Origin of the sequence: Brevibacillus borstelensis, assembly GCF_036700025.1 — a bacterium.
Taxonomy (GTDB): Bacteria; Bacillota; Bacilli; order Brevibacillales; family Brevibacillaceae; genus Brevibacillus; species Brevibacillus borstelensis.
This window is the reverse complement of sequence record NZ_CP144922.1, coordinates 3,170,206-3,192,562: the sequence shown is the minus strand read 5'-3', so window position 1 is coordinate 3,192,562 and position 22,357 is coordinate 3,170,206. Positions and strand designations below refer to the sequence as shown.

General features: G+C 51.6%; 24 protein-coding genes. 17 read left to right on the top strand and 7 right to left on the bottom strand.

Going from position 1 to position 22,357, the window contains the following annotated elements:
* Positions 1–33 precede the first annotated feature (33 nt).
* Positions 34–822, top strand: coding sequence for a transglycosylase domain-containing protein (locus V5G20_RS15105; protein ID WP_003386932.1), 789 nt, complete (start codon positions 34–36; stop codon positions 820–822).
* Between the two features lie 150 nt (positions 823–972).
* On the opposite strand, the gene xerS is transcribed toward V5G20_RS15105, so the two are convergent.
* Positions 973–2,085, bottom strand: a complete 1,113-nt coding sequence (xerS, locus tag V5G20_RS15100; protein ID WP_003386931.1) for a tyrosine recombinase XerS — start codon at positions 2,083–2,085, stop codon at positions 973–975.
* A 193-nt stretch (positions 2,086–2,278) separates the two neighbouring features.
* Here xerS and V5G20_RS15095 point away from each other — a divergent pair, with 193 nt between their 5' ends.
* Complete coding sequence (locus tag V5G20_RS15095; protein WP_264484516.1) at positions 2,279–2,410, top strand: hypothetical protein; 132 nt, start codon at positions 2,279–2,281, stop codon at positions 2,408–2,410.
* A gap of 29 nt (positions 2,411–2,439) precedes the next feature.
* Here V5G20_RS15095 and V5G20_RS15090 read toward each other — a convergent pair whose 3' ends face one another.
* From V5G20_RS15090 to V5G20_RS15075, 4 genes are all read right to left on the bottom strand, one after another.
* Entirely contained in the window at positions 2,440–2,766 is a 327-nt protein-coding gene (locus V5G20_RS15090; RefSeq protein ID WP_003386930.1) for a hypothetical protein, read from the bottom strand.
* A gap of 33 nt (positions 2,767–2,799) precedes the next feature.
* Positions 2,800–3,570: an aminoglycoside adenylyltransferase domain-containing protein gene (locus tag V5G20_RS15085; RefSeq protein WP_051925611.1), complete on the bottom strand. Its 771-nt coding sequence runs from the start codon at positions 3,568–3,570 to the stop codon at positions 2,800–2,802.
* Between the two features lie 112 nt (positions 3,571–3,682).
* Entirely contained in the window at positions 3,683–3,982 is a 300-nt protein-coding gene (locus V5G20_RS15080) for a hypothetical protein (protein WP_003386928.1), read from the bottom strand.
* Positions 3,979–4,185, bottom strand: coding sequence for a helix-turn-helix transcriptional regulator (locus V5G20_RS15075; RefSeq protein ID WP_171506224.1), 207 nt, complete (start codon positions 4,183–4,185; stop codon positions 3,979–3,981). The genes V5G20_RS15080 and V5G20_RS15075 overlap by 4 nt, the downstream gene beginning before the upstream one ends.
* 223 nt (positions 4,186–4,408) lie before the next feature.
* Between V5G20_RS15075 and V5G20_RS15070 the strand changes: the two genes are divergently transcribed.
* From V5G20_RS15070 to V5G20_RS15055, 4 genes are all read left to right on the top strand, one after another.
* Positions 4,409–5,755 (top strand): sensor histidine kinase, encoded by a 1,347-nt coding sequence (locus V5G20_RS15070; RefSeq protein ID WP_031933310.1) that lies wholly within the window; start codon positions 4,409–4,411, stop codon positions 5,753–5,755.
* A 44-nt stretch (positions 5,756–5,799) separates the two neighbouring features.
* Complete coding sequence (locus V5G20_RS15065; RefSeq protein ID WP_024984335.1) at positions 5,800–6,177, top strand: (2Fe-2S) ferredoxin domain-containing protein; 378 nt, start codon at positions 5,800–5,802, stop codon at positions 6,175–6,177.
* 361 nt (positions 6,178–6,538) lie between these two features.
* The gene (locus tag V5G20_RS15060) at positions 6,539–7,732 is read left to right on the top strand and encodes a glycine C-acetyltransferase (protein ID WP_024984336.1); all 1,194 of its coding nucleotides are present in this window, start codon (positions 6,539–6,541) and stop codon (positions 7,730–7,732) included.
* Positions 7,729–8,691, top strand: a complete 963-nt coding sequence (locus V5G20_RS15055) for an L-threonine 3-dehydrogenase (RefSeq protein ID WP_338461157.1) — start codon at positions 7,729–7,731, stop codon at positions 8,689–8,691. Before V5G20_RS15060 ends, V5G20_RS15055 begins: the two co-directional genes overlap by 4 nt.
* A 75-nt stretch (positions 8,692–8,766) precedes the next feature.
* Here V5G20_RS15055 and V5G20_RS15050 read toward each other — a convergent pair whose 3' ends face one another.
* The gene (locus V5G20_RS15050) at positions 8,767–10,359 is read right to left on the bottom strand and encodes an S-layer homology domain-containing protein (RefSeq protein WP_171506225.1); all 1,593 of its coding nucleotides are present in this window, start codon (positions 10,357–10,359) and stop codon (positions 8,767–8,769) included.
* Positions 10,360–10,607: 248 nt separating this feature from the next.
* Here V5G20_RS15050 and V5G20_RS15045 point away from each other — a divergent pair, with 248 nt between their 5' ends.
* A complete protein-coding gene (locus V5G20_RS15045) occupies positions 10,608–11,597 on the top strand; it encodes a YpdA family putative bacillithiol disulfide reductase (protein WP_122958610.1) in 990 nt (329 codons plus the stop codon).
* Positions 11,598–11,648: 51 nt separating this feature from the next.
* Here the strand turns inward: V5G20_RS15045 and V5G20_RS15040 are convergent, their stop codons facing one another.
* Positions 11,649–11,987 (bottom strand): histidine triad nucleotide-binding protein, encoded by a 339-nt coding sequence (locus V5G20_RS15040; protein WP_024984339.1) that lies wholly within the window; start codon positions 11,985–11,987, stop codon positions 11,649–11,651.
* A 500-nt stretch (positions 11,988–12,487) separates the two neighbouring features.
* On the opposite strand from V5G20_RS15040, the gene fdhF reads away from it, so the two are divergent.
* The 10 genes from fdhF (at position 12,488) to V5G20_RS14990 (ending at position 22,356) form a co-directional block, all read left to right on the top strand.
* Positions 12,488–15,445, top strand: a complete 2,958-nt coding sequence (fdhF, locus tag V5G20_RS15035) for a formate dehydrogenase subunit alpha (protein ID WP_171506226.1) — start codon at positions 12,488–12,490, stop codon at positions 15,443–15,445.
* The gene (locus V5G20_RS15030; RefSeq protein ID WP_003386917.1) at positions 15,445–15,924 is read left to right on the top strand and encodes a DUF1641 domain-containing protein; all 480 of its coding nucleotides are present in this window, start codon (positions 15,445–15,447) and stop codon (positions 15,922–15,924) included. The genes fdhF and V5G20_RS15030 overlap by 1 nt, the downstream gene beginning before the upstream one ends.
* 28 nt (positions 15,925–15,952) lie before the next feature.
* Positions 15,953–16,348, top strand: a complete 396-nt coding sequence (locus V5G20_RS15025; protein WP_003386916.1) for a DUF2294 domain-containing protein — start codon at positions 15,953–15,955, stop codon at positions 16,346–16,348.
* Positions 16,349–16,801: 453 nt separating this feature from the next.
* Positions 16,802–17,380: a TVP38/TMEM64 family protein gene (locus V5G20_RS15020; RefSeq protein ID WP_003386915.1), complete on the top strand. Its 579-nt coding sequence runs from the start codon at positions 16,802–16,804 to the stop codon at positions 17,378–17,380.
* 58 nt (positions 17,381–17,438) lie between these two features.
* A complete protein-coding gene (locus V5G20_RS15015; RefSeq protein WP_338461150.1) occupies positions 17,439–19,091 on the top strand; it encodes a multicopper oxidase family protein in 1,653 nt (550 codons plus the stop codon).
* Between the two features lie 63 nt (positions 19,092–19,154).
* Positions 19,155–19,856, top strand: a complete 702-nt coding sequence (locus V5G20_RS15010; RefSeq protein ID WP_003386913.1) for a response regulator transcription factor — start codon at positions 19,155–19,157, stop codon at positions 19,854–19,856.
* Between the two features lie 156 nt (positions 19,857–20,012).
* Entirely contained in the window at positions 20,013–20,411 is a 399-nt protein-coding gene (locus V5G20_RS15005) for an FAS1-like dehydratase domain-containing protein (protein WP_024984786.1), read from the top strand.
* A 16-nt stretch (positions 20,412–20,427) separates the two neighbouring features.
* A complete protein-coding gene (locus V5G20_RS15000; RefSeq protein WP_003386911.1) occupies positions 20,428–20,808 on the top strand; it encodes a MaoC/PaaZ C-terminal domain-containing protein in 381 nt (126 codons plus the stop codon).
* A gap of 541 nt (positions 20,809–21,349) precedes the next feature.
* Positions 21,350–21,802: a CoxG family protein gene (locus V5G20_RS14995; RefSeq protein ID WP_003386910.1), complete on the top strand. Its 453-nt coding sequence runs from the start codon at positions 21,350–21,352 to the stop codon at positions 21,800–21,802.
* A 26-nt stretch (positions 21,803–21,828) separates the two neighbouring features.
* Positions 21,829–22,356 (top strand): (2Fe-2S)-binding protein, encoded by a 528-nt coding sequence (locus V5G20_RS14990; RefSeq protein WP_003386909.1) that lies wholly within the window; start codon positions 21,829–21,831, stop codon positions 22,354–22,356.
* Position 22,357: the final 1 nt, after the last annotated feature.

Sequence of the window (22,357 nt, the reverse complement as noted above, 5' to 3'; positions counted from 1 at the left end):
TAAGGATAGATACGATAGAAGGGGTGATTCCAGATGAACCATGTTACCCTCACGACCAACGAGATCAATCCGCTTCCACGCGTTGAAACTAAGCGAATTCGCCCAGTGGGCAATTGGAAAAAATGGATAGCGGTTCTGTCGCTATGCATTATTTGCTTGACTTACCTGGTCCCGTCCCTCATGACGACTGCAGGCAGCGCCTGGATCGATGACAGCCGATTGCAAGCTTTGAAAGACAGCTCGTCCGGGTACATTCCGATAGAAGAAATGCCGGAACATCTGTGGAAGGCATTCGTCGCCATCGAGGATCATCGGTTTATGCAGCACGGCGGGGTAGACCCGGCTGCATTGGCCCGGGCTGTATGGATTGATCTCCAGGAGGGGGCCTATGTCCAAGGCGGGAGCACTATTACCATGCAACTGGCCCGCAACCTGTTTTTGACCCAGGATAAAACGATGTGGCGCAAAATGAAAGAGATGGCGATCGCGATGGAGCTGGAGCGCCGTTACACAAAGCAAGAGATTTTGGAGATGTATTTGAATGTCATCTACTTTGGACACGGCCAGTACGGAATCGGAAATGCGGCACAGTTTTACTTTGGGAAAGGAAATTCGCAAGCGATCGATACGTTGACGGTCGGCGAATCCGCCATACTCGCATCGCTGCCGAAAGCGCCCGAGGCTTACTCGCCTGTCAAGCACAGCGAAAAGGCGATGGCAAGACAGCATCTGGTGCTGGAGAGAATGACAGAGTTGAAGATTCTGTCACAGCAGGAAAAGGAAAAAGCCCTCGCGGAAAAGATTCAGGTGAGGCAGCCTTAAAAAAGCCAGAGTACTCTAAAAGACGTCAAAAGGCGAGTCTGTCGGCTTGCGACATTCTAATTGATAGGAATCACATGCAGCCGATCGGTTTTTTAAAGAGCCGATCGGCTTTTTTGCAAACTGATCCGATCCTTCATTATTGACTGGTCATTACGTCGTTCGATTGACTGCTTTGCTCAGAGCGTCCTCCAGCACATGGGCGTACTGCATGGTCGTCTCGATCTTGGAATGACCCAGTTGAGCTTGAAGCTGGTGGGCGTCAGGATTGAGCCGCAAAAATTGGGTCGCAAAGCTGTGGCGCAGCTTATGGACAGACAGATCGGGAATGCCAAATGCCTGCGCATATTTTTTCACCAGCTTCTGCACAGTACGGACCTCAATCCGATGTCCATGGGGCTTGGCAGGAGAGACAGCCAAAAAAAGGGCTTGTTCCTTCTCGTCCGGTTTATAGGTATGGCGTACTGCCAGATACCGCTGCAAATACGCTTTTCCCCAGTCACTGAAGAAAGGGGCATCCTCTTTTTTTCCTTTTCGCACCATCTTTAATTGGTTTTTCTCCAGTACGACGTCAGACAAATCCAGATTGACGATTTCTGAGACGCGGAAGCCGCCGGAGAGTATCAATGCGATCAAGGCCGTATCCCGATCACGGTTTTGGCGGTAGTACTGCAGTTTTTTTGTGGTGTCGCAGTGGGCTTGGTACCCGTTCTGGACGAAATCGACAAACTGGTGAATCTCATCGTCAATCAGGATTTTTGCACGGATGGCATGGGCGCGCGCAAGCGGTGTCGCTTCGACAAAGTCCAATTCGATTTTGGCCATGACATTGCGGGAAAGGTAAGACTCTCCATTCTCGTCCTCCGCGAGTGCGGACAGATACGTAAACAGGGACTTGAGACTCGAGATTTTACGGTGGATGGTCCGGTCGCTGTATTCACGCTTGGCGCTGCGCGTCGGCTTCTGCAAAAGGCCAGCCCGCTCAAACAAATGCGATTCCTGCAGATAGAGCATATAGCTTTCCACGGTTTCCTTCTTTAAATCGTTCAAGGTCTCCAAGGGGATGTCTTTCATTTCTTTGGCAGTCGTCAAGCCTTCAGCCATCAACCAGCGAAAGAAAAAGGAAAAATCCCGCAGGTATCCAACCAAGGTGGACGGAGAACTTTTCTTGCTCTTTTTATGCTCGACGAATTTTTCCACGTACCAGGGGAACTCGGGAATCAGCTGCAGCAATTGTATGGAATCTCGTTTTTTTATGACAGACATCAAACCGTCCTCCCTTTATGTCGCAATGAATAAAACAGGATCGTTCCCGAACATACATTCTATCAAAAAAGCAGGTTGATGGGAATTTTTGTTCCTATTTCGAGCAGGAGCATAAAGAAATGACGAATAGATGCTGCTGTGAGATAGTAACGGAATCAAGAAGTTGGTTGATTGTAAAAAAAGAGAGGAGTAGATGAACGACGAGCGGAAGCGGCTGATGGAAGAAGAGCAAAACGATTTGCGGATGCCGAGACAGATGGCAGGGAGGAAAGAGACCGGACGAGACGCGTACGGGTTTCCGAAATTGTATCTGAAGGAGGGATGACGGAAGGAGTGGCGAGGACTTGAGCACGGTTAAAAAGCGACTCGTGAACCCTTGAATTTAAGGACGGCAGAGAGAAGATAAACGGCACAGGTGAGCGCAAACCACTCCACATTGGATGCGACCCAGAGGTAAACGCTTAACGGCAGGGACCAAACAAAAGCAATCAGGATCAGCGGCGCCGGCACAAATGATGTGATCAAGGCAAAACAAGCGGGCAGCAAAATCAATAGAAAGAGCAAGAAATCAAGGCCTCTGAAGGCATCGCCAAAGATGAACTGGCAAGAAATTGCCAAAGCTGTCGCTGACCCGGCTATTCCGGTCAAAAGCCCGCCGGCAGACCACCAGTTGTTCAACATGTGAATCTACTCCTTCGGAAATAGGAATCCGCTTTACGCTTTGATTGATGTCAACATATGGCGATTATTGCAATGTTGAATGATAAAACGGATAAAAGCTTGCGTTTCTTTCGCTCGACGCCAACGGGAGACAAGGCCGATTTTCCTCTTTTCCCCTTGTCTGATCTGGAGTGCATCCGTCAGTATGGAATGCCAATGGGCAGGCAGAGTGTGAAGGGCGTATTGGGTTGCCTGCACTTTTGAACCGATTTCTTTGCACTCCAATGTATACAAAATCCTGCTGAGCGTACATACCGCATCCGCCAGCAATTCATCGACAAGATAAAGGGCTGCGTACTCTGCGCGTTTGTTCCAGTAAACGTTCAAATTAATGTTCATCGCATCCACGACGTTATCCCAGCCGATGGACAGTTCAAGCTCGGCAGGTTCAGGGCCGTAAACGGGGATGCCATGATGCTTGACGGTCCACCAGGTTACAGCGTTTATATCCCAATAGCCCTGCCGGACTTTTCCGTCGGCGACGTAAATATATGAAGGGATTTGCTGGTTGGTTTTGCCCAGATGCTCTGCCGACAAGTACATGCCGTCCATCCTTTTCGCCAGCGGATTGGTTCTTTGCAGTCTTTTATGGATGTTTTGTATGCTTGTGAGATCCTCACGCGTCGGTTCATTTTGAAAAACCGTCAGAAAATCAATATCGCTTTTTCCGGAAGCAAAGGCTCCCAAGGCAATGGAGCCATAGACATATATTCCGGACAGGTGATCTGAAAATGCAGACTGGGCCTGCTCTTTATAGCTTTCCATTAGCAGTTGGACCTCATCTGGAACACTCACCGACTGCATGTGCAGATCACCGCCTTGCTGCTTATTGTTTTAAACGTACCATAATTTGCCTTTTGTTCACAAGACTTCTACATCAAAGCTTGTGCTGATAATAAAAGACGAAGCATCCCCAGCTTCCGATATGGACCATGATCAGCATTGCCAGAATGAAGGTGATCGAGCTAACGGCGTTCAGCAGGACCAGCACAAAGAAGAGGTAAATCGCAGCCAGGGTGACGAACCAGGAAGCAGCTCTCGCCTTCGTTCGGATCAAGTGGTGGCGCTCATCCAGTGCCCGTTTTTTCTTTGCGAAGTGGTTCCCCAAATACAAGCTCAACAGCCCCAATAGCATCCCGCCAAACAGCCCTGCATACGTACCGATTGTTTCAGTCATATGTTTTCATCTCTCTCAAAAATGAATAAATCTTCAATGGCGCATTCAAACGCTTGCGCCAGCTTGTGTCCGAGGACCAGAGAGGCATTGTACTTGCCGTTTTCCAAAGAAATAATGGTTTGTCTCGAGACGCCAACGATTTCCGACAAGTATTCCTGCGACCAGCCTTTGGCCAAACGTTTTTCCCTTATCCGGTTTTTCATGGTTCACATCCTTTCTGTAAAGCCTGCTTTACGTAAAGTTTACTTTACATATATGTCAAGTGTGCTTTACATTGTGGGCAGAAGAAAAGAGAAACCATTGGACTTTCGGGGTGAGCGCACCCAAATGTGCTCTTTCATGTGAAAGCCTGAGCGTTCTCTGCTAAAATAAGACATTAGAGCTTTCAAACAGGGTGATTATCTCTTGCGCAGCGGAGGAATCGGGATGAAACGCATCTGGATGAAGCTCGCTCTAGCCTTCATGGCCGTAGGGGCGAGCGGTATTCTCATCTCTGCCTTGCTCTCGATCAAAGAAATGGATATTCATTTTTCCATGTATGTGAACGAAGCAAGACAACTGGAACGTCAGGACGTTCTGGAGGTGGCCCGCAGGGCATATGAGGCCGAAAATCGTTGGGGAGAGCGTGCGTTTTCCCAGATGGATGCGATTGCCAAAGTGCTCGGCCTGCGAATCGTGCTACAGGACCAGAATCAGAGTCGGATTGGACAATTCGGCGATGAGTCTGCGGTGCGTGGCTCTGGATACACCAAGCTGCCGGTTGCTGTCGATGGCCAAACGGTCGGTTACTTGACCATCAGTCATCATGAAAAAGCTCCGTCTCATTCTGTTGAGACACATTTTCAAAGGGCCCATACGAACGCGTTGTTGTGGACGATGCTGATCCTGATTGTCGTCGTTATCGTGGTCAGCATTGGTATTGCCAAAAACATGGTAAAGCCGATCGTACGGATTAGTGATGCCTCGATAGCTGTATCGAGAGGAGACCGGTCAGTGCGCGTACCGGGCACGTCCGGCAAGGATGAGCTAGCCGGGTTGGTCGACAGATTCAATCATCTGATTGAGAGCCTTGAACATCAAGAGCAGCTGCGCAAGCGTTTGACGTCAGATATTTCTCACGAATTGCGGACGCCCCTTAACACTTTGCTCGCACAGACAGAGGGAATGATTGACGGGGTATGGGAAGCGTCGCCGGAGCATCTGGAGGCGACGCGAGCAGAGGTGCTGCGTTTAATCCGGTTGGTCAGCGATCTGGATGAAGTCATTCAGGCAGAATCAGGAACGCTCAAAATCAATCAGGACATGGTGGACATAAGCAAGATTGCAGAGCTGACTGCGGACGCCATGAGTGCCGCCCTGGCGCAAAAAAACATCGTGCTCAAAAAGCAGCTAGAAGGTGAAGCGATGGTGCTTGGGGACCGCCATCGGCTTGCCCAAGTGTTCACCAATCTGCTATCCAATGCCTGGAAGCATACAGCCCCTCATGGAGAGATCCGGTTGACTGTAAAAAAGGAACGGGATCGAATCGTTGCGGTTGTATCGGACAATGGAAGCGGCATCGCTGCCGAAGACCTTCCCCATATCTTTGACCGTTTTTACCGGGGGGATCGCTCCCGAAACCGGGAACGCGGCGGGGCGGGTCTTGGACTCACGATTGCCAAAGGGCTGGTGGAAGCCCATGATGGCCAGATCAGTATCCGGAGTGCAGAAGGAATCGGAACGTCCGTCACGATGCTTTTCCCGGCAGCCGGGCAACGGAATTCGGTGGATTGAGGCGACGAGCAGCAGAGAGAAAAAGGGAAGAAGGAGAAGATAAAATGGCTACTTGGAACTTATCGCGTACCCGGAAGCACGTACTCTTGTGCAATGGGGGAAGCTGCACCCGGGCAGGTGCAGAAGAAGTAACGAAGGCATTCCGCTCAGCGATCAAGGAAGCGGGACTGGATGATCTGGTACATACGACAAAAACGTACTGCAATGGGCGATGTGAAGATTCATGCGTTCTGATCGTATATCCGGAAGGAACGTGGTACCGGAATGTAACCCCGCAGCTTGCCGAAGAAATTGTTCAAAAGCATATGGCCAATGGCCAGCCGCTTGAGGCAAGCATCTCGCACCAATGGAGCCCTGACGGATTTGAACGGTCAGCCGATGCTCCCGTGGGACGATTCAAATCGGAAAAGAATGCAGAGTAGGACCGAGTACAGGCCACAGCATAAGATGCTGCGGCTTTTTTGTTTTTGCAAAGAATGAGAACAAAAAGGCTAGGCTATAGATACCTGTAGAACCACAGGAAAAGGGCTAAATGACCTGAAAAAAGGGGAGTGTAAAGAAAAAGCCGAGATAAGGGCGAAGAGAATGTGACCGCTTACAATATGTCTATGTCATATGGACGTTTTTGAAATAAAATGATAATATGAGTAAAGAAACGCTATTATACAAAGGTTTGTGCCATATTTTACTGTACATACCACGGAGACATCTGTTTTCGTCGCATGTATTCTTTTTCAACAAATGCTGGTTTTCCGGAAAATATCCTGGCAGGGAGGCATGTATATGTCAAGTAAGATTTTGGACGCTTTCTTGGAAGAAAATCTGGCGGATCTGAAAAGCAAAGGATTGTATAACGTCATTGATCCTCTGCAAAGTGCAAATGGTCCGGTAATCACCATCTCAGGCAAAGAGCTGATCAATCTTTCCTCGAACAACTATTTGGGTTTGGCCACTGATCAGCGCCTGATCGATGCTGCCGTCAAAGCGGCGCAAAAGTACGGCGTAGGGGCAGGGGCCGTTCGGACGATTAACGGTACGCTGGAGCTGCACGTTCAACTGGAAGAGAAGCTGGCCGCTTTCAAGCATACCGAAGCGGCGATTGCCTACCAGTCGGGCTTCAATTGCAACATGGCGGCAATTTCCGCTGTAATGGACAAGGACGATGCCATTCTCTCTGACGAGCTGAATCACGCATCCATCATCGACGGCTGCCGCCTTTCCCGAGCGCAGATCATTCGGGTGAAACACTCCGACATTGACGACCTGCGGGCAAAAGCCAAGGAAGCTGTCGAGTCCGGCAAGTATAAAAAAGTGATGGTCATTACCGATGGGGTATTCTCCATGGATGGGGATATTGCCAAGCTTCCGGAAATCGTTGAAGTGGCTGAGGAATTTGACTTGATCACGTATGTGGACGATGCACATGGCTCTGGCGTGCTCGGCAAAGGGGCAGGTACTGTCAAGCACTTTGGCTTGTCCGATAAAATCGATTTCCAAATCGGAACGCTTTCCAAAGCGATCGGTGTCATCGGTGGATACGTGGCAGGCAAACAGAAGCTGATCGACTGGCTCAAGGTACGCAGCAGACCGTTCCTGTTTTCCACTGCTCTCACGCCAGCTGATGTGGCTGCCAGCATAACGGCGATCGATATTTTGCAGAGCAGCACCGAATTGCACGATCGCCTCTGGGAAAACGGCAACTATCTGAAAAAGGGTCTAAAGGAGCTGGGCTTCGACATCGGGCATAGCGAGACCCCGATTACTCCATGCGTGATTGGCGATGAGCAAAAAACGCAGGAATTCAGCAAGCGCTTGTACGAAGCGGGCGTGTATGCGAAAGCGATCGTATTCCCGACCGTTCCGCGCGGCACCGGCCGCGTACGCAATATGCCGACAGCAGCCCATACCAAAGAGATGCTGGACCGGGCATTGGACATCTATGAAAAAGTGGGCAAAGAAATGGGGATTCTGCAATGAAAAAGATTCTGATCACCGGGGCTTTGGGACAAATCGGTTCCGAGCTGACTGCCAGACTTCGCGAAGAATACGGTGCGAATAACGTCATTGCCACTGACATCAAAATGCCGCAAGACAGTGACGTACTGCAGGCGGGGCCGTTTGAAAAGCTGGACGTAACGGATGCAAAAGCCATGTTCGATATCGCAAAAAAGCATCAGGTCGACACCATTATGCACCTGGCCGCTCTGCTCTCCGCGACCGCTGAGGCCAAACCGTTGTTGGCCTGGAATTTGAACATGGGCGGTCTGGTCAACGCTTTGGAAGTGGCACGCGAGCTTGGCTGCCAATTCTTTACCCCCAGTTCGATCGGAGCCTTTGGACCGAGCACGCCGAAGGATCAGACACCGCAGGACACGATTCAGCGGCCGACCACGATGTACGGGGTCAATAAAGTGTCCGGCGAGCTTTTATGTGACTACTACTTCCACAAGTTCGGCGTAGATACGAGGGGGGTACGTTTTCCTGGCCTGATTTCCTATGTGACACCTCCAGGCGGGGGAACGACGGATTATGCGGTGGAGATTTATTACAAAGCAATCACCGACGGTACCTATACTTCCTATATCGCAAAAGGGACGTACATGGACATGATGTACATGCCGGACGCTTTAAAGGCGATTATCACCCTGATGGAGGCCGATCCGAGCAAATTGAAGCATCGGAATGCGTTCAATGTCACGGCGATGAGCATTGAGCCGGAAGACGTCGCCCGTTCGATTCAAAAGCTGATTCCTTCGTTTACGCTGAAATACGAGGTAGACCCTGTGCGTCAGGCGATTGCCGACAGTTGGCCGAACTCGATCGACGCCAGCGCCGCACGGGAAGAGTGGGGATTTACGGCAGAGTACGATCTGGAAAAAATGACAAAGGATATGCTAGCCCAGTTAAAAGGGCGGCTGCTTCAAAAAATCGGTTGAGATCAAAGAAAAACAAGCCTGATGCGCCAGGCTTGTTTTTGTTTGAGCAAAGCTTGATTGCAAGCTGCAGCTTCACTACTTTCTGTTTTTCAGCTTTTGCATGGTGATGACATTGGAGATGACGTTCCATACATCGGGCAGTTTTTCTCCCACGTACCAGTAGGCAAATCCGGCGATAGGCAGTTCCATGCTCGCCTGCATTTTCAGTCCAAGCGATCGGCTCTCTTCCAGCCAGATCGAATGAGCAGTCCCGTTTTTCCAGTACGTCGCCTTGTACTGCGAGGTTGCCGGATTCCAGTTGATAGCAGGTTTGTTTTGCGAGATGAGCCGGTAGGACTCCAGGATCAGCAAATCGGTTGATTGCCAAGCGCCATTCACTTTAGACCAGTCGCGAGTGTAGAGCGGCAGACCGACGATGTACTTGTCGGCCGGGATCTGCGTCAAAAGGTTGTTTGAGCTTTTGACGAGCCAGGGCAGCGATGAGACGGAACCGGCAGAAGGGCCTCCGCTCCAATGCTCTTCATAGCCCATTAAAACGATATAATCAGCATACCGTGCCAGATTGGCGTAATCGTACGGTGCACTCCAATCCGTCTGTGTATCAGGCGGAACATCGACGGAGACCGTTCGGCCTTTCGCATGCATGGCCTGCGCCAGCTCTTTGACAAAAGCTGTAAAGGCTTCGCGGTCACCGGGCTTGATATTTTCAAAGTCGATATTGATTCCATCAATCTGGTACTTGTCGCTCAGTTGAGCCAGCTTATTGACGACGGCTGCGCGGTTTGCCGGTACAGAGAGCGCGTTGTGGGTTGCGTTGGCATCGAAGCGGTTGCCAAACATCGCCCATACTTTTCTGCCATTCTGGTGAGCCCACCTGACAAGAGTGGCATCGGTGTGATCGGCGATCGAGCTGTCGGCTTGCAAGTAAAACCAGCGGGGAGACAGCGTATTGACCGGAGTGTCTTTGACCAGATCAATGAACTCCTGCACGGTAGACCGGTACTGCCAGCCTAGGATGACGGGAGTCTTGCCTTTCGCTTGCTGATCGATTTTCTTCTTCACCCTGCTGAGAAGTACCGCCGTCTCTTCACGGGATAGCGGAGCGTTTGGACGGAAATATCCCTGGTAGCCAACCAGGAGCTTTTGGCGGATTGCCTCTGCCACATACGGTCTTGCCCAGTAGGCGACGCTGTAGGCATCACTGAGAGGCAGGGAGGCTGGCTGGGACGGTTCCATTCCCATCGCTCGAATGAGCAGTGCCGCTGCCTCCTGACGGGAAATGGTGCGATTAGGCGAGAAGGCGGTTGGCGTCGTGCCGTTTACGATACCGAGGGAGACCGCGGCCTGGACGGCGCCATAAGCCCAGGAGCTCTTTGGCACATCGGAATAGGCAGGAAACTGGCTTGATACCGTCTTGAGCTTCCACGTGCGGGTCAGCATGGCGACGAACTCTGCGCGGGTTACGGCCTTTTTCGGCCGGTAGTAACCATCGGCATCGCCCAGGACGATACCGGCTTGATAAAGCGAGCGGATCTCTTCTTTTGCATAGCTTGCCGAAATATCCTTGAGCGCAGCAGCGGTCGATGCAGAGACACCTACAGAGACGGACAACAGTGACGTTGCCCACAATATGAAGCTAAGCATGATATGTACGTTACGTTTTCGCATGGCTCTACTCTTTCGTCTGTAATTTTTCTATGTCTCTTCTAGTGTAAAGAATAGAAAAACCTCTTTCATTCATCATTTTCTGGAAATAGAAAACAGGTATGGCTATGGAAGGGAGTGTCAATCGCCGCTTGCGGGTATGATATGATGGAAACAGATAAACTTCTGGCCGCGCTTGCGTGTGAACGTGCACGGAAAGCTGGCTCCAAGAAAAATAGAGACGGAAAGACATGGGAGGATGGATGGGAACCATGGAGCAGGTACTGATTATTGGAGCGGGACCGTGCGGGCTTGCCGCCGCTGTCGAATTGAAAAGACAGGGAATCGACCCGCTGGTCATCGAGAAAGGAACGTTGGTCAACTCAATTTATCGCTATCCGACCTACATGATTTTTCACAGTACGCCAGAGCTTCTCGAGATCGGAGACATTCCGTTTTCGACGCCGAACGAAAAGCCGACACGGCTGGAAGCTCTTCAATACTACCGTTTGGTGGCAGCCCGCAATCAGCTGCGGATCAACAGCTATGAGACGGTCGTTCATGTAGAGAAGGTGAACGGCGGTTTTTCTGTGCAGTCTGTAGACCGTTTTCAGACAAAGCACACATATACATGCCGGTACCTGGTGATTGCGACGGGATACTTTGACAATCCGAACAGGCTTGATGTGCCTGGCGAAAACCTTGATAAAGTGAGCTCCTTTTTTACGGAAGCGCATCCGTATGCGGGGATGAAGGTGGCGATCATCGGCGGCAACAACTCCGCGGTCGATGCTGCCATGGAACTTGAGCGCGCCGGTGCCGAAGTGACGGTCATTTGCCGCAAGCCGCAGCTTTCCGATCGGGTAAAAGCATGGACGAGGCCTGTTTTTGAAAGCTTGGCCGCAAAAGGACGCATACAGGTGCTCTATTCCACTACTGTAAAGGAAATTGCCGAGCGCAATCTGGTGGTCGTGACAGAGGGGAGAGAAGTCACTCTCGAAAATGACTTCGTCTTTTCCTTGATCGGCTTTCGACCTGACCGCAGCGTCCTGCGTTCACTCGGAGCAGCGACGAATCCGCAGACAGGCGAGCCCGTCCACAATCCGGACACGATGGAGACCAATGTACCCGGTTTGTACATCGCTGGTGTGATTGCCTCCGGCGAGCATGCAAACGCGATTTTTATTGAAAACGGCAGGCACCACGGAAAGCTGATCGCCGAGCATATCGCTTCGCTTGAAAAAAGCAAGGAGCAAGGGTAAAAAAAGAAAAGACAACGCCGCGTCTGAATCGTGACGCTGGCGTTGTCTTTTTTACATCTTCCACTCGAGCTGACGGCCGCCGATCAAGTGGTAGTGGATGTGAAATACGGTTTGCTGACCGTGCTGGCCCGTGTTGGTGATGACACGGAATCCGGATTCTTGTACACCCATTTCTGCCGCTACCTTTTGCAAAGACAGGTGCAGATGGCCGATCAATTCCTTGTCCTCCGGTTGAATGTCCAGGAGAGAAGTGATGTGCTTTTTGGGGATGACAAGTACGTGTACAGGGGCGACGGGGTTGATGTCATGGAAAGCCACCACGTGTTCGTCCTCGTAAACTTTTTTGGCAGGGAGCTCTCCTTTAACGATCTTACAGAAAATGCAATCCATCTGGCGTATCCTTCCTTTCCATAGCTTCTCTTTAGCACTATTCGTCGCTTCCTTCCATTTTCCTGTTCTGCCGCTGATCCGTTTTGCCGCATTACAAGCACCAGTCAGCAAAAAACGGCGGCTCAGTTACGTTCTATGAAAGGGTTTTCTCTTGCAAAATCCACCTGTTTGATTATAATGGGAAAGGGAAGTGCATCGATGTTGCGGGAATGAATTATTCCTGGCACATTCTGGCTTCCGCGACCCAAATGGTTGGATTGATAACTGGTATGAAAGATGCTAAGTGTTAACCCACCATAAAGCGACTTGCGCAAACCTGGTTTGTACAAGTTGGTTTATGGTGGGTTTTTTTATGGTCGAGCGGATGCTTGTCATTCATCTGTCGACATCATGGAAAGCAGCGAAACTAGTGCTCCTTTGGGTGCAAATCGCCGCCAAAAGGCTAGGCCAGACCATGTTTTCTAAAAAAGTTTTGATCGCATTGGCACAGAGGAGGAACCATGGAACAGAAAAAAGTGCGTTTTCAATTAAATGGGGAAGAACACGAAGCGGCTGAAGGCACGCGCCTTCTCGACTACATGCTTGAGCAGGAAATCGAGCACCCGCATATCTGCTATTCGCCCGTTCTTGGACCGATACAGACTTGTGATACTTGTATGTGCGAAATCGACGGGAAGATCATGCGCGCCTGTTCGACGACTGTTGCGGAAGGCATGCAAATCCTGAGCGCTTCCGAGAAGGCTCGGTCAGCCCAGAAGGAAGCGATGGATCGCGTCCTGGAAAATCACATGCTGTACTGTACAGTCTGTGACAACAACAACGGCAACTGCCGGGTGCACAACACGACGGAGCTTTTGCAAGTGGAGCACCAAAGCCGTCCGTTCCGGGAAAAAGGGTACGAGGTTGACATGTCCCACCCGTTTTACCGTTACGATCCGAACCAATGCATCCTCTGCGGACGCTGTGTCGAGGTTTGCCAGGATCTGCAGGTGAACGAGACCCTGACAATCGACTGGGAGCGTGAAATGCCTCGCGTAATTTGGGATGACGATCGCTCTATCAACAACTCTTCGTGCGTTTCCTGCGGTCAATGCGTGACCGTGTGTCCGTGCAACGCCTTGATGGAAAAATCGATGCTGGGCGAAGCGGGCTTCATGACCTCGATGGATCAGGAGCTCTTGACCCCGATGATCGACCTGGTGAAGGAAGTAGAGCCGGGATACAGCAGCATTTTGGCCATTTCCGAGATCGAGGCGGCAATGCGCGATACGCGCACGAAAAAGACGAAGACCGTTTGTACGTTCTGCGGCGTAGGCTGCTCGTTTGAAGTGTGGACCCGCGACCGCAAAATTTTGAAGATCGAGCCATCGGAAAATGCGCCGGTAAACAGCGTTTCCACTTGTGTAAAAGGGAAATTCGGCTGGGATTTCGTCAATAGCGACCAGCGCTTGACCACTCCGCTGATCCGCAGAGGGGATGAATTCGTACCTGCTACATGGGACGAAGCACTGAGCTACATGACCGAGAGAATGTCGGCGATCAAAAAACAATATGGCGGCAATGCGCTTGGCTTTGTCAGCTCCTCGAAGACGACAAACGAAGAAGCGTATCTGATGCAGAAAATGGCCCGGCAAGTATTTGAAACAAACAACGTGGACAACTGCTCCCGCTACTGCCAATCGCCTGCTTCGGATGGCTTGATGTCGACCGTAGGTTTTGGCGCTGACTCCGGTACGATCAAGGACATCGCTTCCGCTGGCCTGGTCATTATCGTCGGGGCCAATCCGACCGAGGGCCATCCGGTTCTGGCGACTCGTGTAAAGCGTGCGAAAAAGCTGTTTGGCCAAAAATTGATCGTCTCCGATTTGCGCAAGCATGAAATGGCCGAACGTTCTGATCTGTATCTTCACCCGCGCCAGGGAACCGATTTCGTCTGGCTCTCTGCTGTCGCGAAATACATCATCGACCAGGGCTGGCATGATGAAGCCTTTATCAAGGCGCGTACCAATCATTACGATGAATTCGTGGCCCTGCTCGAAAAATACACGCTGGAGTACGCTGAAGAAATTACCGGCATTCCGCGCGAGCAAATGATCAAAGCAGCCACGATGATACACGAAGCAGATGGCACATGCATCCTGTGGGGCATGGGCGTGACCCAGAACGTCGGCGGCTCGCACACTTCCGCAGCTATTTCCAATCTGCTGCTCGTTACCGGAAACTTTGGACGTCCGGGCGCTGGGGCATACCCGCTGCGCGGTCACAACAACGTGCAGGGTGCCTGCGACATGGGGTCCCTGCCGAACTGGTTCCCCGGCTATCAGAGCATTGCCGATGACAACATCCGGAAGAAGTTCGAAGAGGCTTACGGCGTATCGATCTCTCCAAAGCCAGGCTATACGAACATTCAGATGCTGGAAGCGGTCGGCAGAGGCGAGCTGAAAGCGATGTACCTGATGGGCGAAGACATGGCATGGATCGATTCCAACGCCAACCATGTGCAGGAGATGCTCAGCCAGCTCGAATTCTTCGTCGTCCAAGACGTCTTCTTTACAAAGACAGCCCAGTTCGCAGATGTGATCCTGCCTGCTGCGCCGTCTCTGGAAAAGGACGGTACGTTCATCAATACGGAGCGCCGTATTCAGCGCCTGTACAAAGTATTTGAGCCGCTGGAAGGCTCCAAGCCGGACTGGCAGATTCTCACTGAAGTCGCCGCTCGCATGGGCTTCAACTGGGGCTACCAGCATCCAAGCGAAATCATGGACGAGATTGCGTCTCTGAGCCCGGTATTCTCCGGCGTTTCCTACAAGCGCCTGGAAGGATGGAACAGTCTGGTTTGGCCGGTACAGCCGGACGGCACAGACGAGCCGCTCCTGTATTTGGAGAGGTTCAACTTCCCGGACGGACGCGCCCGCTTCTCGCTGGTCGATTACGTTCCGCCCGTCGAGTATCCGGCAGAATTCGATCTGATCGTCAACAACGGCCGTCTGTTGGAGCATTTCCACGAGGGCAATATGACGAACAAGTCAAAAGGCATTCAGTACAAAGTGCCGGATGTGTTCGTAGAGGTGTCGCCTGAGCTCGCAAAAGAGCGGGGCGTACAGGATGGCACACTTGTCCGTTTGGTATCTCCATACGGAGCGATCAAGCTGCGCGCTGTCGTGACAGACCGCGTACAGGGGAAAGAGCTGTACGTTCCGATGAACTCGGTCAGCCATGAAAATGCGATCAACGTGTTAACCGGGAATGCCGTAGACGTTCGGACCCAGACACCAGCTTACAAACAGACGAAGGTTCGCATGGAAATCCTGGAGGCGACCGGCAAGAATCCTCTGCCGTTGTATAACCCGCGCTATGCGAAGCGAAATCCGCAGCTGGGAGTTCAGGTGGAACGCAAATGGGCGAGAGGCGATTATGCGCCAATCGCAGATGTGAACCAGCCGGGAGGGGTGAAATAATGGCGAAGCCGACGACCAAGATCGTTCAACCCGTACTGACCGAGGAAGAGAAGCGAGCCAAAGCGCTCGAGCAGGTTTTAAGCGACACAGCCCTGAACGCAGATGGCATTCGCGAAACGATCAAGCTGCTGCAGGAGCTCCATCAGAGCGGCATTCTCGGAGCTGTCGTTTCCCTCGTGGAAGCAAAAGAAGAGGTAGCCAAGATCGCTGTTGGCCAACTGGTCCGTCCGCCGGTAACCAAAGCGATCAACAATGCCATGGCAGTAGCGGAATCGCTCACAGAGCTTGAGCCTGAGATGACCAAAAAGCTGGCGGGAAGTCTGGCAAAGGGCTTGAAAAAAGCGGAAGAGGGCCTGCGTCAGGACGAAAAGGTCGGGATATTCGACCTGATCAAGGCGCTGCAGGACCCTGACATCAACCGTGCCGTCTCCTTTGGCATGAACCTCCTGAAGGGCATGGGTCAAGGATTAAAAGAGTAGTGGATTCCTAGAGTGTGGTGAAATATCTGTGTCCAATCAGGTCGAACATCAATTCAGCAGGCTTGTTCGCGAGATTCGCAAGCAATACGTCGGAAATGGTCCTGAAAAGATTCGGACCAGATTTGTCGGGTCATGGGCGATTATCGAGATGAAAGGCAATCTGACCGAGGTAGAAAAATGGATGATCGACTCCGACGAGGGCAGAAAGATGATACAGGAAACCCGCACAAAGCTGGTGAAAGACATCTACAAGAGGGCTGAAGTAGTCGAGAAGCTCGAAAATTTGGTAGGTGCCAAGCTGATCACACTCTTCAGCGATATCAATATGGATGCAGACTTGGCCATCACCGTTTACGTGTTCGACCGGAAGATAGAAGGCGGTAAACCAAGCCCGCTGCAGCCAGCAAAGCGTATGTGCATGTAGCGGCCTTGAAGTTGGCAAGTTGACAGGTGTACTACGCCGCCCTTCGCATGAAAAAAGTGCGAAGGGCGGCTTTTTTATTTTCGCTGACCGGCTTCTGAGGATTACTGTAGCCGACGAGAGTCGGTCCTACGTTGAGTGGAGCCATGCTTTTTGCCTTCATTCGGTGAGAATCTCTTCCTTCAAAAGGCGAAGAATGGAGTTCCGTGAATGAGTGGATGCGTCCGCATTGTCCGGGGGAGTCCCCGGTTGTATCGGGTTCCAGTGGCGGGGAGTAGAGAAAATGAATCTCGTGGCAGCCATTTTCGTAAGAAAGATAGATATGGTATTCTGATGATTCCGACATGAAAGATTAGGAGATACGTGCTCGGATAGACTATGACGGTCTTGGTTTTTCGGATGTAGAAGATTGCGGAAGAATGTTTTGTCCAAAATAGAAAGAGGAGGATTGCCTTCGTGGAGTGGTCTGAGTTGGTCGTAACCACAGCGGATTGGATTCGCTCGTGGGGAGTATTTGCAATTATCGCCAGCTTGCTTATCAATGTGCTGATTAGTGTCGCTGGTGTTTTGCCCTCATTGTTCCTGTCTGCTGCAAATGCGGTCGTGTTCGGGTTATGGGGCGGGTTTTTCATTTCGCTTGCGGGAGAAATCCTGGGAGCGACCGTTTCGTTTGTTCTGTACCGCTGGGGAATATCCCGTTCGGCCAAGCTGCAAAAGGTAAGGGAAGCCAGGTGGCTGAAAAGTCTTTCCGGCATGTCGCGCGGGCGCAGATTGCTGACGCTGATACTGTTGCGTGTAAATCCCTTATTGCCTTCCGGGGTGGTCAATGTAGGAGCGGCTTTCTCCACGATTGCTTTTGCCGATTTCTTTCTCGCTACGATGATCGGAAAGACGCCGTCGCTCGTCATGGAAACATTTATCGGTCACGATCTTGTCTTTTTCTCCGAGAACAAATTTCGTCTGATAATCGCGGTCATACTCGCAGCTTCCGTTTTTCTGCTGTTTAAATGGACAGAAAAAGAGAAGTCTCCATAATTTCTTCACGAGATTTTGATACGCTGGCACCGTAGAACAAACAGGAGGAGGCAGGTCGATGAAAAAGAAGGTCTTCATAGGCGCAGCCAGTGCCGGAATTGTAGCGATAGCAGCGGCCGGCGCTTTTTTCTACGGAGCGGGCGGTGAAACAAAAGCACATGCTCAATATATGGCAAAGCCCGAAATACTGCAGGAGAATGGACAAACAGTCCGCAGCTTTGAACTGGTGGCCAAGGAAGCGGAATGGGCACTGTCCAAGGATAAAAACGTACCTGTATGGACGTACAACGGTGTTGTTCCCGGCAGCCAAATCCGGGCGAAAGTGGGCGAGGTTATCCGCGTCACACTGAAGAACGAGTTGAAGGTGCCAACGACGATTCACTGGCACGGCTACCCCGTCCCCAACAATATGGACGGAATCCCGGGAACGACGCAGAATGCAGTACGGCCGGGAGAGACCTTTACTTATGAGTTTCCCGCAACAGTCCCCGGGACGTATTGGTACCACTCCCATCAGGACAGCGCCAATCAGGAGGACCTCGGCCTTTACGGAACGCTTGTCGTTGAGGGACCAGACCAGGCTCAGATTCAACGAGACTATACACTGGTTCTCGACGAGTGGAATACGGGCTCCCAAGGGCATGCGGGCATGAACATGGGAGAAATGGATCATGGCAAGATGGGTTCCGAGCGTATGGATCACGGCAAGACGAATTCTGAGACCATGAATCATGGAAGCATGAATATGGGCGGGATGGATCACGGAAGCCACGGAAACACGAGCATGCCTGGCATGGAGCACAGCAATTCACAGGTGCCGCCGGGAGCCATGCACGACCAGATGATGCAAGCGATGTACACGACGTTTTCGGTGAACGGAAAAACGGGAGACGCTATCGAACCGCTCGAGGTAGCAAAAGGAGAGCGCGTGCGGCTCCGCTTCGTCAATGCGGGCTTCCAAAGCCACACGCTTCGTCTGCCAGGACAGGAGTACAAAATTGCAAGCGCAGATGGTCAACCGATCAAGGACCCGGCCGTGATCAAGGACCAGCCGTTCACGATCGCACCGGGAGAACGCTACGATATCGAGTTTGTAGAAAGCCGTGATGGGGACTGGGTCATCGAGAGCCTGAACAAGACCGAAGCGGCCAAAGGAATGCGGATCCCCGTAAAAGTACAGGGAGCCGGAGCAAAGGAAAACAGCGTCGCCCAGGCAGAGGCGGCACCTGTCGATTTGACGGCGTACGGCCAAGGCGGCAAAGGGGTTTTCGGCCTCGACATGAAATACGACCAGGAATACCAGATGGACCTGGGCGAAAAAATGGGGAAAGACGGGATGGATCCGGTCTTTACGATTAATGGAGAGACGTATCCGGATATCAAGCCGCTAAACGTCAAAAAAGGGGACAAAGTGAAAGTCACCATGGTGAACAAAGGCTCCTCTGACCACCCGATGCATCTGCATGGCCATTTTTTCCAGGTTCTGAGCAAAAATGGCAAAGCCCTCACAGGCTCTCCCCTGATGAAAGATACGCTCAACGTCAAGCCGGGCGAAAGCTATGTCGTGGCGTTTGAAGCGGATAACCCGGGGGAATGGATGTTCCACTGCCATGATCTGCATCATGCCGCAGCGGGAATGGTCAACTCCGTCCTGTACGAAGGACATCAGAAGTTCGTGGAGGACCCGACTGTCGGCAACAAAGCGCATTAACAGATGTGTCCCAGGTGTCCCCTGGGATCTTTTTTCTATTTTTGAAGACGGAGATGAGTTGGCGTGTCAACCATACTGATCGTGGATGATGAACCGCAAATTGTCGAAATCCTCTCTTCCTACTTGCAAAAGGAAGGTTATCATGTCGTCACGGCGGCGTCGGGAACAGAGGCGCTGGAGTGGACACATTCCACCGGAATCGATCTGGTTTTGCTGGATTTGATGCTTCCGGACATGAGCGGAGAAGAGGTGTGCGAGCGAATTCGCCGGGAATCACGGGTTCCGATTTTGATGCTTACGGCAAAAAGCGGAGAGCCAGACCGGATCACTGGACTGGAGCTGGGAGCGGATGATTACCTGGTGAAGCCGTTTAGCCCCCGCGAACTCGTGGCCCGCATACGGGCGATTCTGAGGAGAGCCGGCGATTACCAATCCCTCTGTGACCGTGTGCAATTCGGCGATTTGACGATTTCACATGGCGACAAAAGCGTCTGGAAAAAGGGCCAGATGGTGGAATTGACGCCGAATGAATACCGCTTGCTGATCACGCTGATCCGTCACCCCGGGCGGACCTGGACGAGGGAGGAGCTGGTCAAGGAAGTGCTGGGGATGGACTTTGAAGGGTATGACCGAACAATCGATACGCATGTCAAAAATCTCAGACACAAAGTGGAAGACGATCCGAAAGAGCCCGCATTTATTAAAACCGTGTATGGCATCGGCTACCGTTTTGAAGATCCCAATCTCGAGGCACGTTCCTCCTGAAAGCTTGCGATAGGCAGTACTGCTTACATACGTTCTCAAACCTTTCAGTGGGCATTTTAGAGGAAGAACAACAGCGCGAGTCGAATCCTTTTTAAGGAAAAAGACATGCACCTGCTCTCAGCACTGTTGATTTTTGAGGGAAAAGAGGGAATAGAGATGAATGAATCCCGGAAAGGAATGCGGCTGGAACCGTTCACCTTTACGATCGAGGCGGGTAAGATACGGGAATTTGCACAGGCACTGGGCGACGACAATCCAGACTACGAGACAGGCAAGCGCATTCCGCCGACATTTGCGACTGTCATTGAATTTTGGGGCAGCAAAAGACCGATGGAGGACGTTCTCCAGCTGAACATGGCAAAGGTGCTGCATGCCGGACAGGAGTACGAATACGTAGGCGCCATGGCCGTAGGCGACCAGATTACATGCGAGGGCGAGGTCATCGACGCTTATACCAGAGCCGGCATGAATTTCGTCGTTGTGGAAAACAAGTACAAAAATCAGCGCGGCGAGCTGGTATTGATCAGCCGATCTACCATTATCGAGAGATCGTAAAGAGGAGGGAAACTGTATGCAAATCGGCTTTGAATTTCCACCTTTGGAGAAGGGGGAAATTACGCATACGCAGCTAGTACGCTATGCCGGTGCCTCTGGCGACTTTAATCCTATCCATACCGTCGTTCCCTATGCCGAGGAGGTTGGCTTGGACGGGGTAATTGCCCACGGCATGATGATCAAAGGATTTATCGGTCACGCGATCGGCAAGTGGTGCGGCGTCGAAAACCTGCTCCGCTTCTCAACTCGCTTTCGGTCGATGACACGGCCTGGCGAGCGGATTGTTGTCACCGGAAAGGTCGTGGGTGAGACTGCCGACGCCTGGCAGTGTGAAGCCCAGGCGGCCAATGAGCAGGGAGAGGTAAAGGCTAGCGCCAAGTTTGAAGTCAAAAAATAAAGCGTATCATTCAAGCTGTTAGTCGACTTTCAGAATACGAAAATCTGGCAGTTTCCTTAATCACGCAGACACCGGTGGGGCAAGCAATGCGGCTCTCCGGCGTCTTTTTTTGCTTTAGGGAGACAGAGCGGGCAGAAGCCATTTTAACAGGATGCGTTACTTCTTCCATATCCTTCATGAAAAAAGTTGACCATAAAAATATTAAGTTAACTTCCTGTCCTTCGCCAAAGGCTCTTCCGCATTTATCGCCATCACCAGGTTATTTCTTCACACTTGACCTCCCGTGGTATTTCTTCCTGTTGCATCACGAAACAATAAAGAAAAAAACTCCGCTCACACGCTCCGTTCTCACCTTTCATAAATGAAACGCGACCTATCAAAATTGAAAGATGCGCGCCCCTTTATGTGTATACTTTTCCTAATATTTCGACGAATTTCAACTGGCACGATAATTGCGATTGCCATTTAGAAAAGAAAAGCCTGCCTCCCTTTTATTTGGACGTTGGCAGGACAAATATGGCTCGAAAAGGGGGAGGAACGATTGAAAATTGCCTATACCCATCATTTCGGTTTGCCTTTGGACGCAGTATGGAAGGGAATTCAGGACGAGGAGGTGTTGAAGAAAGCCATCCCCGGCTGCCAAGCCTTTTCCCAGGTGGAAGAAAATGTTTACCATGCGGAAATGGGAATCAGTGTCGGGCCGGTCAAGGGGATGTTTACGGGACAGGTAAGGCAAGCCGATCAGGAGGAGCCGTTTTTTTACCGCCTGTTTGTAAAGGGAAAGGGAGCTCCTGGAGAAATCGACGCCGTTGCAGAAATGAAATTGGAAGAGGAGGATACGGGGGTAAAGCTGACCTGTACGGCTGAAGTTCAGGTGACGGGCGTGCTGGCGTCTGTCGGTCAACGGGTAATGGGCGGCGTGGCGAAGCTGGTGATTGGACAATTTTTCAAGACAGCGGAAAAAGAAATGGGTCAAATGTTTTCCCACTCGTAAACGAATGTACCTGAGGAGGTGTCTGCATGAACAAGTCTTGTAAAGTCACACTCACGGTCAATGAAGTGGAACGAACCGCGGAGGTAGAGCCGCGGATGCTGTTGGTGCATTTCCTGCGTGAAACTCTGAATCTGACCGGTACGCACATCGGGTGTGACACGAGTCAATGCGGAGCTTGTACCGTGCTGGTGAACGGCGAGGCCGTAAAGTCGTGCACCATGCTTGCGGTTCAAGCGGATGGAGCGAGCATTACGACAGTAGAGGGTCTTGGAGATGTCGAGCATTTGCACCCGATCCAGCAGGGCTTCTGGGAAAAGCACGGGCTGCAATGCGGCTTCTGTACGCCGGGCGTGATGATGGCGATGGTGAGCTTGCTGCAGGAGCATCCTGCCCCTACGGAAGAAGAGGTGCGTGAGGCATTGGAAGGCGTGATTTGCCGCTGTACAGGCTATCAGTTCATTGTGGATGCGGTCCTGCATGCAGCAGCCGAGATGGCCAAGCTGCAAGAGAGCGGAAACGTTTCTGACACGATGCCGGTCGGGGAGGGACGCTGAG

Bases quoted from the DNA above. Each gene is read 5' to 3' on its own strand.
- V5G20_RS15065 (WP_024984335.1), top strand. From the start codon at position 5,800: ATGGCTACTTGGAACTTATCGCGTACCCGGAAGCACGTACTCTTGTGC.
- V5G20_RS15040 (WP_024984339.1), bottom strand. From the start codon at position 11,987: ATGGATTGCATTTTCTGTAAGATCGTTAAAGGAGAGCTCCCTGCCAAA.
- V5G20_RS15075 (WP_171506224.1), bottom strand. From the start codon at position 4,185: ATGAAAAACCGGATAAGGGAAAAACGTTTGGCCAAAGGCTGGTCGCAG.
- V5G20_RS15105 (WP_003386932.1), top strand. From the start codon at position 34: ATGAACCATGTTACCCTCACGACCAACGAGATCAATCCGCTTCCACGC.
- xerS (WP_003386931.1), bottom strand. From the start codon at position 2,085: ATGTCTGTCATAAAAAAACGAGATTCCATACAATTGCTGCAGCTGATT.
- V5G20_RS15050 (WP_171506225.1), bottom strand. From the start codon at position 10,359: ATGCGAAAACGTAACGTACATATCATGCTTAGCTTCATATTGTGGGCA.
- V5G20_RS15045 (WP_122958610.1), top strand. From the start codon at position 10,608: ATGGAGCAGGTACTGATTATTGGAGCGGGACCGTGCGGGCTTGCCGCC.
- V5G20_RS15015 (WP_338461150.1), top strand. From the start codon at position 17,439: ATGAAAAAGAAGGTCTTCATAGGCGCAGCCAGTGCCGGAATTGTAGCG.
- V5G20_RS14990 (WP_003386909.1), top strand. From the start codon at position 21,829: ATGAACAAGTCTTGTAAAGTCACACTCACGGTCAATGAAGTGGAACGA.
- V5G20_RS15070 (WP_031933310.1), top strand. From the start codon at position 4,409: ATGAAACGCATCTGGATGAAGCTCGCTCTAGCCTTCATGGCCGTAGGG.
- V5G20_RS15080 (WP_003386928.1), bottom strand. From the start codon at position 3,982: ATGACTGAAACAATCGGTACGTATGCAGGGCTGTTTGGCGGGATGCTA.
- V5G20_RS15030 (WP_003386917.1), top strand. From the start codon at position 15,445: ATGGCGAAGCCGACGACCAAGATCGTTCAACCCGTACTGACCGAGGAA.
- V5G20_RS15005 (WP_024984786.1), top strand. From the start codon at position 20,013: ATGAATGAATCCCGGAAAGGAATGCGGCTGGAACCGTTCACCTTTACG.
- V5G20_RS15085 (WP_051925611.1), bottom strand. From the start codon at position 3,570: ATGGAAAGCTATAAAGAGCAGGCCCAGTCTGCATTTTCAGATCACCTG.
- V5G20_RS15095 (WP_264484516.1), top strand. From the start codon at position 2,279: ATGAACGACGAGCGGAAGCGGCTGATGGAAGAAGAGCAAAACGATTTG.
- V5G20_RS15000 (WP_003386911.1), top strand. From the start codon at position 20,428: ATGCAAATCGGCTTTGAATTTCCACCTTTGGAGAAGGGGGAAATTACG.
- V5G20_RS15090 (WP_003386930.1), bottom strand. From the start codon at position 2,766: ATGTTGAACAACTGGTGGTCTGCCGGCGGGCTTTTGACCGGAATAGCC.
- V5G20_RS15055 (WP_338461157.1), top strand. From the start codon at position 7,729: ATGAAAAAGATTCTGATCACCGGGGCTTTGGGACAAATCGGTTCCGAG.
- fdhF (WP_171506226.1), top strand. From the start codon at position 12,488: ATGGAACAGAAAAAAGTGCGTTTTCAATTAAATGGGGAAGAACACGAA.
- V5G20_RS15060 (WP_024984336.1), top strand. From the start codon at position 6,539: ATGTCAAGTAAGATTTTGGACGCTTTCTTGGAAGAAAATCTGGCGGAT.